General features: G+C 50.8%; 15 protein-coding genes. 12 read left to right on the top strand and 3 right to left on the bottom strand.

Features of this window, described 5'->3' with window-relative positions; translation table 11 throughout:
* Positions 1 to 33: 33 nt before the first annotated feature.
* The 9 genes from flgK to cheW all read left to right on the top strand — a co-directional run bounded on the left by flgK (position 34) and on the right by cheW (position 9,314).
* The gene (gene flgK, locus WLO31_RS16650; RefSeq protein WP_435927740.1) at positions 34 to 1,677 is read left to right on the top strand and encodes a flagellar hook-associated protein FlgK; all 1,644 of its coding nucleotides are present in this window, start codon (positions 34 to 36) and stop codon (positions 1,675 to 1,677) included.
* A 48-nt stretch (positions 1,678 to 1,725) separates the two neighbouring features.
* Positions 1,726 to 2,649 (top strand): flagellar hook-associated protein FlgL, encoded by a 924-nt coding sequence (gene flgL, locus WLO31_RS16645; protein WP_435927739.1) that lies wholly within the window; start codon positions 1,726 to 1,728, stop codon positions 2,647 to 2,649.
* A 364-nt stretch (positions 2,650 to 3,013) separates the two neighbouring features.
* A complete protein-coding gene (locus tag WLO31_RS16640; RefSeq protein WP_435927738.1) occupies positions 3,014 to 3,736 on the top strand; it encodes an RNA polymerase sigma factor FliA in 723 nt (240 codons plus the stop codon).
* A gap of 137 nt (positions 3,737 to 3,873) precedes the next feature.
* On the top strand, positions 3,874 to 4,212 hold the full coding sequence (gene flhD, locus WLO31_RS16635) for a flagellar transcriptional regulator FlhD (RefSeq protein WP_435927737.1): 339 nt from the start codon (positions 3,874 to 3,876) through the stop codon (positions 4,210 to 4,212).
* A gap of 13 nt (positions 4,213 to 4,225) precedes the next feature.
* On the top strand, positions 4,226 to 4,780 hold the full coding sequence (flhC, locus tag WLO31_RS16630) for a flagellar transcriptional regulator FlhC (protein WP_435927736.1): 555 nt from the start codon (positions 4,226 to 4,228) through the stop codon (positions 4,778 to 4,780).
* Between the two features lie 129 nt (positions 4,781 to 4,909).
* Entirely contained in the window at positions 4,910 to 5,806 is an 897-nt protein-coding gene (gene motA, locus WLO31_RS16625; RefSeq protein ID WP_435927735.1) for a flagellar motor stator protein MotA, read from the top strand.
* Positions 5,803 to 6,783 (top strand): flagellar motor protein MotB, encoded by a 981-nt coding sequence (gene motB, locus WLO31_RS16620; protein WP_435927734.1) that lies wholly within the window; start codon positions 5,803 to 5,805, stop codon positions 6,781 to 6,783. The genes motA and motB overlap by 4 nt, the downstream gene beginning before the upstream one ends.
* Positions 6,770 to 8,797 carry a chemotaxis protein CheA gene (cheA, locus tag WLO31_RS16615; RefSeq protein ID WP_435927733.1) on the top strand — a complete coding sequence of 676 codons (2,028 nt, stop codon included), beginning with the start codon at positions 6,770 to 6,772 and terminating at the stop codon, positions 8,795 to 8,797. The genes motB and cheA overlap by 14 nt, the downstream gene beginning before the upstream one ends.
* Positions 8,798 to 8,807: 10 nt before the next feature.
* Positions 8,808 to 9,314, top strand: a complete 507-nt coding sequence (gene cheW, locus WLO31_RS16610; RefSeq protein ID WP_435927732.1) for a chemotaxis protein CheW — start codon at positions 8,808 to 8,810, stop codon at positions 9,312 to 9,314.
* 85 nt (positions 9,315 to 9,399) lie between these two features.
* Here the strand turns inward: cheW and WLO31_RS16605 are convergent, their stop codons facing one another.
* The 3 genes from WLO31_RS16605 to WLO31_RS16595 all read right to left on the bottom strand — a co-directional run bounded on the left by WLO31_RS16605 (position 9,400) and on the right by WLO31_RS16595 (position 13,076).
* Positions 9,400 to 10,092, bottom strand: a complete 693-nt coding sequence (locus tag WLO31_RS16605) for an EAL domain-containing protein (RefSeq protein ID WP_435927731.1) — start codon at positions 10,090 to 10,092, stop codon at positions 9,400 to 9,402.
* 323 nt (positions 10,093 to 10,415) lie between these two features.
* Complete coding sequence (locus WLO31_RS16600) at positions 10,416 to 11,513, bottom strand: FliC/FljB family flagellin (RefSeq protein WP_435927730.1); 1,098 nt, start codon at positions 11,511 to 11,513, stop codon at positions 10,416 to 10,418.
* A gap of 465 nt (positions 11,514 to 11,978) precedes the next feature.
* Positions 11,979 to 13,076, bottom strand: a complete 1,098-nt coding sequence (locus WLO31_RS16595) for a FliC/FljB family flagellin (RefSeq protein WP_435927729.1) — start codon at positions 13,074 to 13,076, stop codon at positions 11,979 to 11,981.
* Positions 13,077 to 13,729: 653 nt separating this feature from the next.
* Here WLO31_RS16595 and fliD point away from each other — a divergent pair.
* From fliD to WLO31_RS16580, 3 genes are all read left to right on the top strand, one after another.
* A complete protein-coding gene (gene fliD / locus WLO31_RS16590; RefSeq protein ID WP_435927728.1) occupies positions 13,730 to 15,151 on the top strand; it encodes a flagellar filament capping protein FliD in 1,422 nt (473 codons plus the stop codon).
* A gap of 76 nt (positions 15,152 to 15,227) precedes the next feature.
* Positions 15,228 to 15,635, top strand: coding sequence for a flagellar export chaperone FliS (gene fliS, locus WLO31_RS16585; RefSeq protein WP_435927727.1), 408 nt, complete (start codon positions 15,228 to 15,230; stop codon positions 15,633 to 15,635).
* Positions 15,628 to 15,966 (top strand): flagellar protein FliT, encoded by a 339-nt coding sequence (locus WLO31_RS16580; RefSeq protein WP_435927725.1) that lies wholly within the window; start codon positions 15,628 to 15,630, stop codon positions 15,964 to 15,966. Before fliS ends, WLO31_RS16580 begins: the two co-directional genes overlap by 8 nt.
* The last annotated feature ends 4 nt before the right edge of the window (positions 15,967 to 15,970 follow it).

Below are 15,970 nucleotides of genomic sequence, written 5' to 3'. Positions count from 1 at the left end.
ATTTTCTGCGCAGAAATTTAACGTGGGATACTTATGAATCTTCTCAATTTGGCTCAAACGGGACTCAGTTCTGCCCAGTCGGCATTAAACGTCGTGGGTAACAACCTCAGCAACGCAATGACCAGCGGCTACAGCCGTCAGAGCATTATTTTTGGTGAAGCGGGTGGCAGAACTACCGGTAACGGTTTCTTCGGCTACGGCGTGCAGATTAACGGCGTGGAGCGAGCTTACAACGGCTTTATCAATAACCAGGTTCGCGGCGCCGCTACGGAGTATCAGGCGCTGGTTGGCCGTTACGAACAGTTAAGCCAGATAGATAACATGATGGGGGACGACACCTCTAATATCTCCGTCTCGCTGGGTAACGCCTTTGGCGCAATGGAGAAAATGAGCAGCGATCCGGTAAGCCAGGCCGCTCGTCAGGAGACATTCTCGCAGTTTAAAGCGCTCTCTTACCAGTTTCAGTCCAACAGCAAAACGCTTAACGGCCTGGAAAAAGGGACCAATACCCAGATTAAGCAAACCGTTGATAACATCAACGCCAGCGGGGAGCAGCTTGCAAAACTGAACAGGGAGATCGAAAAAATTCAGGGCCAGACGGGAACCCTGCCGCCCGATCTGCTCGATCAACGCGATACCTTACTGAGTAAGCTTAATGACCAGATCGGCATTCGCGTAACGGAGAATCCGACTACCGGTCGGGTTGATGTGACGATGGCAAACGGGCTGCCGCTGGTTAACGGCGATCGCGCTTATGCTCTGGAAGCCAGCGTCTCGCCAGAAAATCCGTCTAAAACGGTCGTCTCTTATATTGATGCTTCGGGCAACTCACTGCCGCTGGACGAAGCAAAGATTACCACCGGCAAGCTTGCCGGACTGTTTAAGTTCCGTAATGAAGATCTGGCGGACGCACGCAACCAGCTCAACCAGCTTGCCCTGCAAATGGCGAACCGCTTTAACGAAGTGAACCAGCAGGGCTACGACCTGAACGGCGCCAAAGGAGAGGCCATCTTCACCATTACCGATCCGGTGGCGCTGGCTAACCGCAACAACAGCGGTAACGCTACACTGGGCGTGGTCTACAGCAGCGTCTCCGACGTCAAGCCGCAGGATTACACCATCACCTATAAAGGGCCGGGCGCCAGCGACTGGGAAGTGAAAACCAGCAGCGGCGAGGTGGTAGAAACCACGACAGGTCCGGACGGCGAGCTGCAGTTTGATGGTCTTTCCATCAAGCCGCAGGGTACTCCGCAGGCCAACGACAGCTTTATGCTCAATTCGGTATCAGGCGTTGCGGACAACCTGAACGTGGCCATCGGTGACGGCAGCAAGATCGCCGCTTCAAGCTCGCCGGATGAAAGCGATGAGAGCAACAATGAAAACATCAAAAACCTGATTGCGATTAAAAATGAAACGTTAGTCGGCAAATCGACGCTTACCGAGGCGTATGCCAGCCTGGTCAGTTCGGTCGGCTCCTCCATGACCTCGCTCAAGGCCAATGCGGCCACCAGCGCCAAAACGCTTGATGCCATGCTTTACGAGCAGCAGGCGGTCTCCGGAGTGGATCTTAACGAGGAGTACATCAATTTAACGATGTTCTCTCAGTACTATCAGGCTAATGCGCAGGTCTTACAGACGGCGACTACGCTCTTCGACACGATTTTAAGTATCCGATAAGCACCGTTCCCCTTAGCGGGTGACGTGAGAAAGGTTAAGGAAAACACGATGCGTCTAAGCACTCAGTATATGTATCAAAGCAACATCGACAGCCTGTCTAAAGCGATGAGCGGCGGCAATGACATCTATATGCGTTTATCTGCCGGGCAGGTTTTGCTTAAACCTTCTGACGATCCGGCAGGGGCGTCCCAGGCGGTGATTTATCAGAACGCGCTGTCAAACATTAACCAGTTTGATACCGCACGCCTGTACGCTCAGGATGCGCTCGGCCAGGAAGACACCGTCCTTAACTCCATTGCTAATTTACTGACGAAAAACCTGGCGGAAAAAATCGTTGCCGGCGGTAACGGCACCTATTCGGATGCCGACCGTCAGGCTCTGGCCACGGAGCTGCAGGGGATCCGTGACAATATGCTGGATCTGGCGAACAGCAAAAACCAAAACGGCCGCTACATCTTTTCCGGCTATAAGACTGGCGAAGCCCCGTATCAGAAAGATGGCACCTATGTGGGCGGGGATGTGGCGATGACGCAGAAGGTGGCGGACAGCACTGAGATCGCGGTAGGCCACACCGGCAAAGACGTGTTTATGAGCGGCAGCGCGGACGATGTGTTTGCCGCGCTGGATAAAGCCATCGCCGCGCTCAAAGAGCCCGTTGAGGACGAGGCCGGTCGTGAAGCGCTGCAAAGCACGCTGGACAGCGTCAACGTCTCCCTTAAACGCGGCATCGATAACCTCGGTAAAATTCAGGCTGAGGTCGGCACCAACCTGCAGCAGATAGAGTCCCTTGGCTTTAGCTCGGAGACGCAGAAGATCACTTTGCAGTCTCGTCTGCAACAAACCGTGGGCTCCGATCCGGATTCAATGATTACCCTGGTTTCACAAACCAAGATGAGCGAGTTTGCCCTGAACTCATCGATGATGGTTTTCCAGTCTATGCAGCAGATGTCGATTTTTAATATGTTGCGTTAATGTTGTTTTCTATTTGAGATTTACTGCATAAAACTTGTTATTGATTAACACCTATTATAATAATTAACGAATTTTTTAATAATAAATTTTTGCGGAAGTAAAATTTCCTCAGCGGAAATAATATGGTCATAGGATTTAAAAAAATCCTTCTGTATTTTACAGATGAGGCGGAAGTTCTATTACCCTTTTAGGTAATTAAAAATTTCTTCGCAATTTTTATTGCCTGCTGGTTGTTGACTGTTCTTTACCTACCGAAAAGAAAAACTCTATAATTAAACTTTATTATAGTGAATGTTTAGCTTGTCAGGTTTTTTAGGGGTGTTTGTCAAGCTGCTCGTTAATTGACTGGTGGGATAATGGAAATATGAATGGTATCTATAACCCTAACGGCGTAGTAGATAAAAATGAACTGTGGGTGAAATATGGTTCACTGGTACGCCATGAAGCGCTTCGTCTTCAGGCTCGTTTGCCAGCAAGCGTAGACCTTGACGATCTTATTCAGGCGGGATCGGTCGGCCTGCTGGTGGCAATTGACGATTTCGATCCCGGCAAAGGCATTACGTTGGGAAATTATATTACCCAGCGCGTGCGCTGGGCATTGCTGGATGAGCTGCGCGAAAGGGATTGGGTGCCAAGGCGGGTGCGCCGCAACGCCCGGGAGATTGTCGCCGTTATACAAAGAATTGAGCAAAGCACCGGCATGGCGGCCTCTGAGGCCGAGGTGGCCGCAGCAATGGGCGTCACGATACGCGAATATCAGCAGATGCTGGCAGACACCAACAGCAGCCAGCTTTATTCGCTGGAAGAGTTGCAGGAGGAATCAGCAGATGGCTTTGAACAACCCGGTTCGCAACATGAAAAACTAAATCCATTAAACAATCTGATGATAAAAAAACTCATCAATCAGATATCGCATGAAATCAGTGCGCTGCCAGAACGCGAACAGTTGTTATTAAATCTCTATTATCAGCAAGATCTTAATATGAAAGAGGTCGGCGCATTGTTGGGCATCACGGAAACCCGCGTTAGCCAGTTGCACAGTCATGCAATAAAAAGATTACGAGCGCGTTTATCGTCAGATAAATAATATTTAATTACTTATTTAGATCATTTTCATAACGTCAAGGCATCTCTTTGATTATTATTCTGTTACATTCTGCGATGTAATGGTTGTTTTAATATGCGCCCGGTTTCTTGCCGGCGGATAAAATAGGTAGAAACACAATGCATCTCGATGAACAACTGCAAAGTATTCATGATATCAACTTATCCTATCTGCTATTAGCTCAGCAGTTAATCAGAGAAGATAAATTCGCGGCGGGTTTTCGTCTTGGCCTGACCGAGGCGACGATCGATACCTTAAAAGAGTTATCTCTGCCCCAGCTTATAAAGCTTGCGTCGACGAATCAGTTAATCTGTCGTCTGCGGGTGGATAATGAAATCGTTATCGATCATTTGACTAAAGATTCGCGGATTGAAGCCCTACAGCAAATGCATACCGGCATCATCCTGTCTACCAATCTGCTGAATTCGCTGGCGGAAGAAAGCGTGCCTGCGGCCTGAAGGGGGATTGCGTATGTCTGAAAAAAGTATTTTAGAGGAAATTAAAGAGATCCATATAGCCATGGCTTTAATTTCCTTTGGCGCTCGCATGCAGGTTCTGGAAAGTGAAACTAGCCTGAGCCGCAGAAGATTACTCCGGCTGTATAAGGAATTACGCGGATGTCCGCCGCCCAAGGGAATGCTGCCCTTTTCCGAAGACTGGTTTATGTCATGGGAGCAGAACATTCACTCCTCCATGTTCTATAACATTTTTCTTTATCTGCAAAAAACCGAAGAGTGCCGTCCCATTGAGGCGATGGTAAAAGCCTACCGCCTGTATCTGGAACAGTGTCCGGGCATTTCGGATGAGAAGCCGGTGCTTGGGCTGACAAGGGCCTGGACCCTGCTGCGCTTTATTGATTGCGGAATGATTGAGCATACGGAGTGCTGCGTTTGCCACGGCTGGTTTGTGGCGTCCACGGAACATGCTAAAGGCCCGTTTACCTGTAGCCTGTGCAGTCCGCCATCGCGCGCGATGAAGAAAAGTAAGGTGTTTGACTTAGCCGCGCAAAGTGCGCGAGGCGTCTGATAACTGCAGGTCATCATAAGGACATAACGACCCTCTCGTCACCATGAAGGTATGAGGATTACCGCGCGCGAAGGCCCGGTGACCCGTCATAAAGGGACGATGAAGAGTTTATTTCAGTAAGGAGTTTATGTGTTAGTCATCGTTGGTTATCTGGTCGTCATGCTGACCGTATTTGGTGGATATGCCTTATCTGGCGGACACTTGGGGGTGCTCTATCAACCGATTGAGCTGCTCATTATTGGCGGAGCGGCCGTTGGCGCATTTATCGTCGGTAACAATGGTAAATCCATTAAGGCGACGTTGAAGGCTTTTCCGCATCTAATGAAGGGGTCGTCCTATAACAAAGCCCTGTGCATGGATCTTATCGGGGCGATGTACCTGTTGCTGAATAAAAGCCGCCAGAGCGGGATGATATCTCTGGAAAATGATATCGAAGATCCGCAAAACAGCACCATTTTTTCCGCTTATCCCCGGCTGATGGCCGACCCCGTGCTGATGAACTTTATGCTCGATTACCTGCGCCTGATGATCAGCGGCAACATGAGTGCTTTTGAGATGGAAGCATTGATGGATGAAGAAATTGAAACCTGTGAACACGAACATGAAGGCCCGGCCAGCAGCATTACTCAAGTAGGGGATGCTCTTCCGGCGTTTGGTATCGTTGGTGCGGTGATGGGCGTGGTAAATGCCCTGGCTTCAGCGGACAGGCCTGCGGCTGAAATGGGTGAGCTGATTGCCCACGCGATGGTAGGAACCTTCCTCGGGATATTGCTGGCCTATGGCTTCGTTTCACCGCTGGCCAGCCTCCTGCGCCAGAAAAGCAGCGAGCAGATTAAGGTGCTGCAGTGTATTAAGATCACGCTTCTTTCCAGCCTCCACGGTTACGCGCCACAGATTGCCGTTGAGTTCGGTCGCAAAATTTTATTCACCACTGAACGTCCTACTTTCCTGGAACTTGAGGAGCATGTTCGTCAGGTGAAATCCGCCTCCGCCTCCGCCAGTGGAGCTTCGGATAGCTCCTCATGAGTAAAAATGATAAGCCAGTAATCATCGTTCGCAGGCGAAAAGGCAATAAGCACGGCGGCCATCACGGCGGCTCATGGAAAATTGCCTATGCGGATTTTATGACGGCGATGTTTGCTTTCTTTCTGGTGATGTGGCTGCTGGCAACGGCTACGCCGAAGCAGCGTCAGCAGATCTCGGAATATTTCAATATGCCGCTCAAGGCCGCGCTAAGCCAGGGTAATAAAGACAGCCTGAGCGACAGCGTGATCCCCGGCGGCGGCGATAATCTCATCAAGCAAGAGGGTGAGGTCATTAAGGAGACGCTGAAAAAAATCGATCGTAAAAAGAACGATAAAAGTTTAAAGCGTACGCTTGATAGGCTGGAAAACCTGATCAAGAACGATCCCCGCTTGAGCAATTACGCCGTCAACCTGCGCCTGTCGTTAAGCGATGATGGTCTGCTTATTCAAATTCTCGACACCCAGGACCGGCCGATGTTCCGGGTCGGTAGCGTGCAGCTGGAACCCTACATGCTTGGCATTCTCCAGAGTCTGGCGCCGGTACTTAATGATTTAACCAACCATATCAGCCTCACCGGGCATACAGACTCCTTGCCGTATCCCGGAAGCGGTACCGGGTACAGCAACTGGGAGCTTTCTGCAGATCGCGCTAACGCTTCGCGCCGCACGCTGGTTAGCGCGGGCCTTGCGTCCAATAAGTTCATGCGTGTGGCGGGTACGGCAGACATTATGGCGCTGGAAAATACCCAGCCCAACGATCCGTCTAACCGACGTATCAGCATCCTGGTACTCAGCCAGGAAAAAGAGGCAAACATCAGACAGGAATATACTTCACAAAGCACAATTTCGGCTGAGCAAGAGACAGAACAGCTTGAAGAGCAGCTAAAGGCGATGGCCTCCCCAGAAGGAAAAGAGATTGTGCAAACGGGACCCGCAACACTAAACCAGGAGAAGGTTGAGCAAGATGGACGTAAGTGATTTTTATCAGACTTTCTTTGCCGAAGCAGATGAATTACTGGCTGATATGGAGCGGCATCTTTTAGAGCTGGATTGTGCCAGCCCGGACAAGGAGATGATGAATGCAATTTTCCGCGCGGCACACTCTATTAAAGGCGGAGCCGGAACGTTCGGTTTTAGCGTGTTACAGGAGACCACGCACTTAATGGAGAATTTGCTGGATGATGCCCGCTGCGGCGAGCTTCCGCTCAACAGCGATATCATTAACCTGTTTCTGGAGAGTAAAGACATCATGCAAGAGCAGCTTGACGCGTATAAATCATCCCAGGAGCCTGACCAGGAAAGCTTCAGGTATATCTGTGATGCTTTGCGGCAGATTGCGCTTGAGGCCAAAGCCCACAAGGAAGGCGGTACGGTCGCCGCTCCGGCGCCGGCTGTGGCGGCTCCGGCTGAACCAGCCGCCGCAGAGAATGCGCAGCCCTTACTGAAGATTACGCTTAGCGGTCTTAAAGAGGCGGAAAGTCCGCTTCTGCTTGCAGAGCTGGAAAACCTTGGTGAGCTGGAAGGCCACGAGCTTTCTGACGATAAAGTTGTGGCCCGGCTGCGCACCACAACCTCCCCGGACGATATTTTCGCCGTGCTCTGTTTTGTGATTGAACCTGAACAAATTGAGATTACGGCAGAGGAGTCGCAGGCAAGCCCGCCGGCCGTGGTCAAAAGCGCTGAAAAAGGCGCGCCTGCCGTGGTGGAAAAACCGACTGAAGTCAGCGTGCAGCAGCCGGCGAAACCCGCGGTGTCCAGGCCTAAACCTGCCGCCAGAACGCAGAGCGCGGAGTCAAGCAGCATTCGCGTGGCGGTGGAGAAGGTCGATCAGATTATCAACCAGGTCGGCGAGCTGATCATCACCCAGGCGATGCTGTCGCAGCTTTCAGGCACCCTCGACCCGGCCATCCACGACACGCTGATCAGCAGCATAGCCCAAATGGATCGCAACGCGCGTGACCTGCAGGAGTCGGTCATGTCGATTCGCATGATGCCGATGGAGTACGTCTTCAGCCGCTTCCCGCGTCTGGTGCACGATCTTGCCGGCAAGCTCGATAAAGAAGTAGAGCTGACCTTAAAGGGCGGATCGGCCGAGCTGGATAAGAGCCTGATCGAAAGGATCATCGATCCGCTGACCCACCTGGTGCGTAACAGCCTCGATCACGGTATTGAATCGGCAGAGGTTCGCCGGGAAAAAGGCAAGCCGGAGAAAGGCAACCTGATTCTGTCAGCCGAGCACCACGGCGGCAACATCGTTATTGAAGTGATTGACGATGGGGCAGGGCTTAACCGTGAAAAGATCCTTGCGCGCGCCAAATCACAGGGCCTGCAGCTTAGCGATAACATGAGCGACGACGACGTCTGGATGCTGATCTTTGCCGCCGGATTCTCAACGGCCGAGAAAGTGACCGACGTTTCCGGACGGGGCGTTGGCATGGACGTGGTGCGGCGTAATATCCAGGAAATGGGTGGGCATGTAGAGATTAAATCCGAACAGGACAAAGGCTCCACTATTCGCATTATTCTGCCGTTGACCCTCGCCATTCTTGACGGCATGTCGGTGAAGGTCGGCGACGAAATTTACGTGCTGCCGCTCGGTACCGTAATGGAGTCCCTGAAACCGACCAAAAGCGAACTGTATCGTATGGCGGGCGACGAGCTGATGTTAAAGGTCCGCGGCGAATATATGCCGCTTATCGAACTGCACCAGATTTTTGATATCAACAGCGACGCCCTGCAGGCCAGCGAAGGGGTTGCGGTGATCCTGCAAAGTGCGGGTAACCGCTATGCGCTGCTGGTCGATCAGCTGATTGGCCAGCATCAGGTGGTAGTAAAAAACCTTGAGCTTAACTACCGCAAAGTTCCGGGTATTTCCGCGGCAACTATCCTGGGCGACGGCAGCGTGGCGCTTATTCTGGACGTTGCCGCCCTGGTCTCGCTTTGCAAAAACAAGCGAATGATGAATAACGACAACTTAGTGTTGAGTGAGTGAAGGTGAGCGAATGAGTTTAACAGCATCAGAAAAACAGTTTGACGAAAAGAATATTGGCCAGGAGTATCTGGTATTTACCCTCGGTGAAGAAGAGTATGGCCTTGAAATCCTCAAAGTTCAGGAGATCCGCGGCTATGACCGGGTGACGCGTATTGCCAATACGCCGGACTTTATTCTGGGCGTGACCAACCTGCGCGGTGTAATAGTGCCGATTGTGGATTTACGCGTGAAGTTTGATTTGCCGGTTGCCGAATTCAATGCGAACACCGTCATTATTATTCTGAACTTTGCCGATCGCGTAGTGGGGATTATCGTTGATGGCGTCTCAGATGTTATTTCATTGAACAGCAGCCAGATTAGGCCGGCGCCGGACTTTTCCGTTACGCTTTCCACCGAATATTTGCTGGGCCTGGGCACCATTGATGAGCGTATGCTGATTTTAGTTGATATCGAAAAGCTGCTGAACAGCGAAGAGATGGAGCTGGTCGAAAAAATTGTGGAAACCATCCACGAGTAAAGTCTGCTGCATGCCCTACAAAGGCCTGTCGTTAGTGAATTAACGGCAGGCTTTATTTATTCAGCACGCTGTCGCTTCAGCCGGCTTAGGTAACATAATTTACGATAAAGGTTTCTACAGTAAGCGGCCGGGAATAATAATTGCCCTGCAGCAGATTAACGCCCCGTTCAACCAGGCGCCGCGCCTGCTCGCCAGTTTGCACGCCTTCGGCACCCAGTCTGATATCTAACATAATGGCGAGGCCCGACAGCGCCGACAGCGTCTTCTTATAGAGCAGTTCGCCCTGATGAGTAAGGGTAAGGTCGCGGTTGAGCTTCAGCAGGCAAAAATCCATCTTCTCAAGGTATTTCAGGCTCGCACAGCCCGCGCCAAAATCATCTATGGCAAACTGAATGCCTGCGTTCCGCATCTCCTGTATGCTGTCGAGCATCGGGGCTTCTGTCGCGTCAATCGAGCGCTCGTTGACCTCCAGCATCAGATTAAAATCGTCGGAGAAATTGCAGGCTGTTTTTTTCAGCTCGGGTTGGCTAAGCTGGCTGGCGCAAATATTGAAGGAGAAAAAAAATCCCTGCGGCAGTTTATTGCGCAGCGGATAAAAGCGGGTATGCACTTCGTCAATTAATTTAACCGTAAACTTATCCAGCGCCTGCTTATTAATAGTTGTGTCGGCGGCCAAATCATGACTCTGTGAGTCCCTGAAACGCAGCAGGACCTCTGCGCCGATTAAACGCTGAGTGGCAGCGCAGATAACGGGCTGAATATATGGGAAGGCTTCCATTTGCCGCCAGGCGTTCAGATTAACTTTATTTGTCGCTGCATTAAATTTATTTACGGCCCAAAGGTAGGGATGCAACATATTGATGGCCCTGGCCATAATTCATGGCGTGATTAACAGAATTAGCCAGCCAGTAAAATAAAGAGGAGTGATATAATCCTGGCCCGACCAGCTGCTGATTGTTTTTATTATAAAAGCTGCGCTGCTTTTTGTACAAGACGTTAATAACAGGATAAACGTGCGTAAATACGGCTATTTAAATAATCGCCGGCAGGATAATAAAAAACCCGGCTCGGACGAGCCAGGTTTGCGGGGAGAGCTACAAATTAACGCAGCAGGGAGAGCACGTTCTGCGGAACCTGGTTCGCCTGAGCCAGCACGGAGATACCGGCAGACTGCAGGATGTTCGCGCGGCTCATCTCGGAGACTTCAGAGGCGAAGTCCGCATCCAGGATACGCGAGCGGGATTCAGACAGGTTGTTGACGGTGCTGTTCAGGTTGCTGATAACGGAAGCAAAACGGTTCTGGGTGGCACCCAGGTCGGAACGCATTCCATCAACTTTAGCCATCGCTTCATCAATCACACTCAGAGGATTTACCTGCGCAAGGACGACTGCATCGGCAGGATTAGTTGCGTCCAGATCGGCGCCCTTGGCAAAGACGGCGGGATCCCCATCATTTGCTACAGTGGTGGTCATCTTGGTGGCGACTTTCTCACCGGCAGCATCAGTACCTACGGCGACCAAAGTGCCATCCTCCAGCTGAAAGATGTCGCCCTTTCCGCCTGCACCAAAGGCGGTGTCTTTAGCCGCTTTCAATTTTGTATCATCCAGTGCAGAACTTGTTTTAGCGCCATCGCTAAAGGTTGCACCCACGTCAATTTTGGTGGCCCCTTTACTGATGCTGAAACCTTCCATTCCCAGCGTGGTGGCGTTAGTTTCGCTCAGGTTGATATTAATCGTCTGGCCATCGTTGGCCCCCACCTGAATCCCCAGCGTCTGGTCCTTGCTCAGCACCTTCACGCCGTTGAACTCGGTCTGCTCGGAGATACGGTTGATCTCAGCCAGACGCGCGTCGATTTCATCCTGGATGGACTTGCGGTCAGAGTCGGAGTTGGTCCCGTTCTGCGCCTGAACGGTCAGGCGACGAATATTCTGCAGGTTATCATTCACCTCGTTCAGCGCGCCTTCGGTGGTCTGCGACATGGAGATACCGTCGTTCGCATTACGGGACGCCTGGGTCAGACCGGTGATGTTGGCGGTGAAACGGTTGCTGATGGCCTGGCCTGCAGCATCGTCTTTTGCGCTGTTGATACGCATACCGGAAGAGAGACGTTCAATGGACGTGCCAAGCGCATTCTGGGACTTGTTCAGGTTATTCTGTGCAACCAGGCTCAGGGCGTTAGTATTAATTACCTGCGACATATTTATTCCTCTTTCTTTATTGATTTAGCCCCGTGTGAATGCGGAGCCCAATATCGTTATGTATGCGTTATCTGCATATATATAAATATCGGCCTGAAACAAATTCGCTAAAGATTTTTTTTATTCGGCTGCTGTTTTATTGTTCATCGTGAAATGCGAAGGGCTACTATTTTATGAAATGGCGACACTTTTGCCGCTATTACTTTTATTTGCAGGTTAATAGAACACTGATAGATAATTGCTGTTGAGGTAATGGGTTTACGATCCGTAAAGCGGTAGCGCGAACTGAGAAATAATGGCACGCGTAAGCAGAGAGCTGTTCCAGGTATCCGCAGCCAGAACTGCCGCTATTATGCGGTTTCTATCCAGGAATAAGCATACATAAATAGCGCGGTTTAAATAATATGCGACAGGATAATAAAAAACCCGGCTCGGGCGAGCCAGGTTTGCGGGGAGAGCTAAAAATTAACGCAGCAGGGAGAGCACGTTCTGCGGAACCTGGTTCGCCTGGGCCAGCACGGAGATACCGGCAGACTGCAGGATGTTCGCACGGCTCATCTCGGAGACTTCAGAGGCGAAGTCCGCATCCAGGATACGCGAGCGGGATTCAGACAGGTTGTTGACGGTGCTGTTCAGGTTGCTGATAACGGAAGCAAAACGGTTCTGGGTGGCACCCAGGTCGGAGCGCATCTCATCAACGCTGGCCATTGCATCATCAATGGATGACATAGGGCTTACCTGCATAAGCACGGCTGCGTCAGCAGGAACAGCGGCATCCAGATCGGCGCCTTTGGTAAAGGCGGCGGCAGCACCATCAGTTGCTACAGTTGCGGTCATCTTGACGGCGACTTTATCACCGGCAGCATTAGTGCCGACGGCGGCGAAAGAACCATCCTCCAGCTTAAAGATGTCGCCCTTTCCGTCTGCACCAAAGGCGGTGGTTTTAGCCGCTTTCAATTGTGCGTCATCCAGTGCAGAACTTGTTTTAGCACCATCGGCAATAGTGCTCCCTGCGTCAATTTTGGTGGCCACTTTAGTAATATTGAAGCCTTCCATTCCCAGCGTGGTGGCGTTGGTTTCGCTCAGTTTGATATTAATCGTCTGGCCATCGTTGGCCCCCACCTGAATCCCCAGCGTCTGGTCCTTGCTCAGCACCTTCACGCCGTTGAACTCGGTCTGCTCGGAGATACGGTTGATCTCAGCCAGACGCGCGTCGATTTCATCCTGGATGGACTTGCGGTCAGAGTCGGAGTTGGTCCCGTTCTGCGCCTGAACGGCCAGGCGACGAATATTCTGCAGGTTATCATTCACCTCGTTCAGCGCGCCTTCGGTGGTCTGCGACATGGAGATACCGTCGTTCGCATTACGGGACGCCTGGGTCAGACCGGTGATGTTGGCGGTGAAACGGTTGCTGATGGCCTGGCCTGCAGCATCGTCTTTTGCGCTGTTGATACGCATACCGGAAGAGAGACGTTCAATGGACGTGCCAAGCGCATTCTGGGACTTGTTCAGGTTATTCTGTGCAACCAGGCTCAGGGCGTTAGTATTAATTACCTGCGACATATTTATTCCTCTATCTTTATTGATTTAGCGCCACTTCAATGTGCCACCTGATATTCTCTGTGTTCATGCGTCGTTTCGTTCGCATAATATGAATATCGGCGTGAAAAAAAATCTCTGAAAAATTTTTCGACATATTTTTGCCATTTACGTAACTTTAATGAAAAAGAGCTTTCTGGGTTTTATACAGGCAACCGGTCAGGAACGCTTTAATTCTGGCAAATGAGGCTGGTCGTGCTGCTATCTCTGCCGCCAGAGAGGGTATGAGGCTTAGTTAATGGTTTTTAAGGGTTAAAATGGCGTATAAAATGCATTCATTTGTGCGAATTATTTATTTTGGTAAACCGACAGGGCGCTTTTTCTCCTGAGCGGTGAAATGTTCGCCAGAGGTGATAAATATATGCGGCAAAGATGATGATGAACTTCATGGTTTGAAATGTGCATATTTTTGCCGGCATATCGGGTAATTGACTGAGGTGCGTTAAAAACAGGCGGCAGCATCTTTTCTTCTATTCATCGAACAGGCAAAGGGAATGTTTTATGGGCCTTCGGAACGTTGCCCAACTGCCGATAAAAAATTAAACTTTGTCGCGTAAATACCGATTTAATAATAATGAACAATAAAGAATAAAACGCTTGCCATAAAGGAGAATTACATGGCTTCTATATCATCTTTGGGTATCGGGTCAGGGCTGGATACGGCGACTATGCTGGCGCAGATTAAAGCTGGCGAACAGACACGTTTGTCACCCTACACCGCGCTGCAAAGCAGCTACAAGGCTAAAGTATCGGCATGGGGCCAGGTCTCCAGCGGGCTTTCAGGCCTGCAGGATACGGTAAAAAAACTTACCGGTGACGCATTTAACACTTTAACGGTAAGCAGCAATAAGGCTTTTACCGCGACGGCGTCATCGGCAGCCCGGGCTGATACCCACTCCGTTACCGTGCTTTCGCTTGCCACCTCGCATAAGTTAAGAACCGACAACAGCTTTGACGATCAGAACAAACAGTTGGGCTCTGCGGCCGAAGGGGGAGAGCGTACCCTGACCATCACCCAACAAGACGGCAGCAAGATGGAGGTAGTGCTTAAGGATGATGAAACCTCGCTGAGCCAGATTGCCAAAGCGGTTAACGGGGCGAAAGGCGATGTGTCTGCTACCGTGCAGCGCACCGACGACGGTTACCAGCTGGTGTTTAGCGCCAAAACCTCAGGGACGGACGGGAAAATGACCGTCAGCGTGCAAGGAGATGACACGCTGGACGCCGTGCTTAACAGCGACAATCTGCAGGAGGTCTCTGCGGCGGAGGACGCCAGGCTTATCGTAGATGGCAGCGAATATACCCGCTCAAGCAACAACATTACCGATATTCTTGACGGCATCACGCTGACGCTAAAAGCGCCGTCAGAAGATGAAAAATCAGAACAGCTTACGCTGACGCAAAATACCGAGGCGATTAAAAGCACGCTGCAAGATTTTGTAAAACAATACAACGCGTTACTGAACACCACTTCGAATTTAAGCAAGTATGTTCCTTATGATTCCTCAAAGTTAACCGATGCCGATGTCGCTACGCAAAACTCACAGAATGGCGCTCTTATGGGTGACTCCACGCTGCGTGGGCTGGTGGGCGAGGTGCGTTCAACGGTGAACGGCGTTTATGGCGAAGCGGGGGCCGACTACGCCTCGCTTGCCGATCTCGGTATAAAGATTGATGCCGCAACGGGGCAGATGACGCTGGATGAGAAAAAGCTTGATGAAGCGATTGCCGATAATCCGAATAACATCGCCACAATGTTTACCGGCAGCGGCGACAAACCCGGACTGGCCGGCGCGCTTGGCGACATTATTACCCTATACGTAGGCGACGCCGACAAGAAAACGGACGGCATCATCAAAACCTCTACGACAGGGCTGACCGCGCAGGCCGATCAAATGCAGGAGCAGATTGATAAAACGCAGCGTTTAATTGATGCCAACGTCGAGCGCTATCGCGTGCAGTTTCAGAACCTTGATACCACTATGTCTAAGCTGAACAGCATGAGTTCGCAGCTCGCTGCCATACTCGCGACCTTGTAAGCGCCATCATTATTCGATCTTTTAATTCCCGGACAGGAGCGTCGACATCTTCTGTCCCTTCACTATGGAGCTTATTATGTACGGGAGTCGAGGCATCCAGGCCTATGCTCAGGTTGATTTACAGAGTCAACTGGCGGGGGCAACCCCGCATCAGCTTATTACCATGCTGTTTGACGGCGCGCATAATGCGATTTTACGCGCGAAGATTCATTTCGAAAACGGCAATATAGCCCGGCGCGGAGAGATGATTTCCAAAGCCATCAATATTATTGATAACGGGCTTCGCGCCTCTCTCGATCATAAAAAAGGCCAAGAGATCGCCCAGCAAATGGATATGCTCTATGACTATATGTCCCGCACCCTGCTGGAATGCAATCTGCAAAATAATCCGCAGCAGCTTACGCATGTGGATGAATTGCTGATGAACCTCGCCAACACATGGAAGGAGATCGATCCTCAGCTAAAGCAGGTAAAACATGACTAAAGCGCTTACTACCGATTATGAAATCGTTTATCAGTTAAATTTAAACCTGCTTGAGATGGCACGTCTGGGTGAATGGCAAGGCTTTATCGAGCTGGCGGAGAATTATGTCGTTACGCTGCAGAAGGTCATTAATAATCACGCTGCGATGCTCACGTCAGGCGAGCAGGAAGAGATTCGCACCCTGGTAAAAAAGCTGATTGAGAATGAGGCCGAAATAACAAAAAACCTGAAACAGCGCCTTGATGTGTTAAAGATGGATATCTCATCGCTCAATCGCGGAAAAAAATGCAGCCAGGCCTATTCTTCAGGCTTTACCACGGCTCTTCAATAACGCT

It is taken from the genome of Dryocola sharpae (assembly GCF_051307055.1).
Classification (GTDB): Bacteria; Pseudomonadota; Gammaproteobacteria; order Enterobacterales; family Enterobacteriaceae; genus Dryocola.
This window is presented reverse-complemented; position numbering and strand designations above follow the sequence as displayed.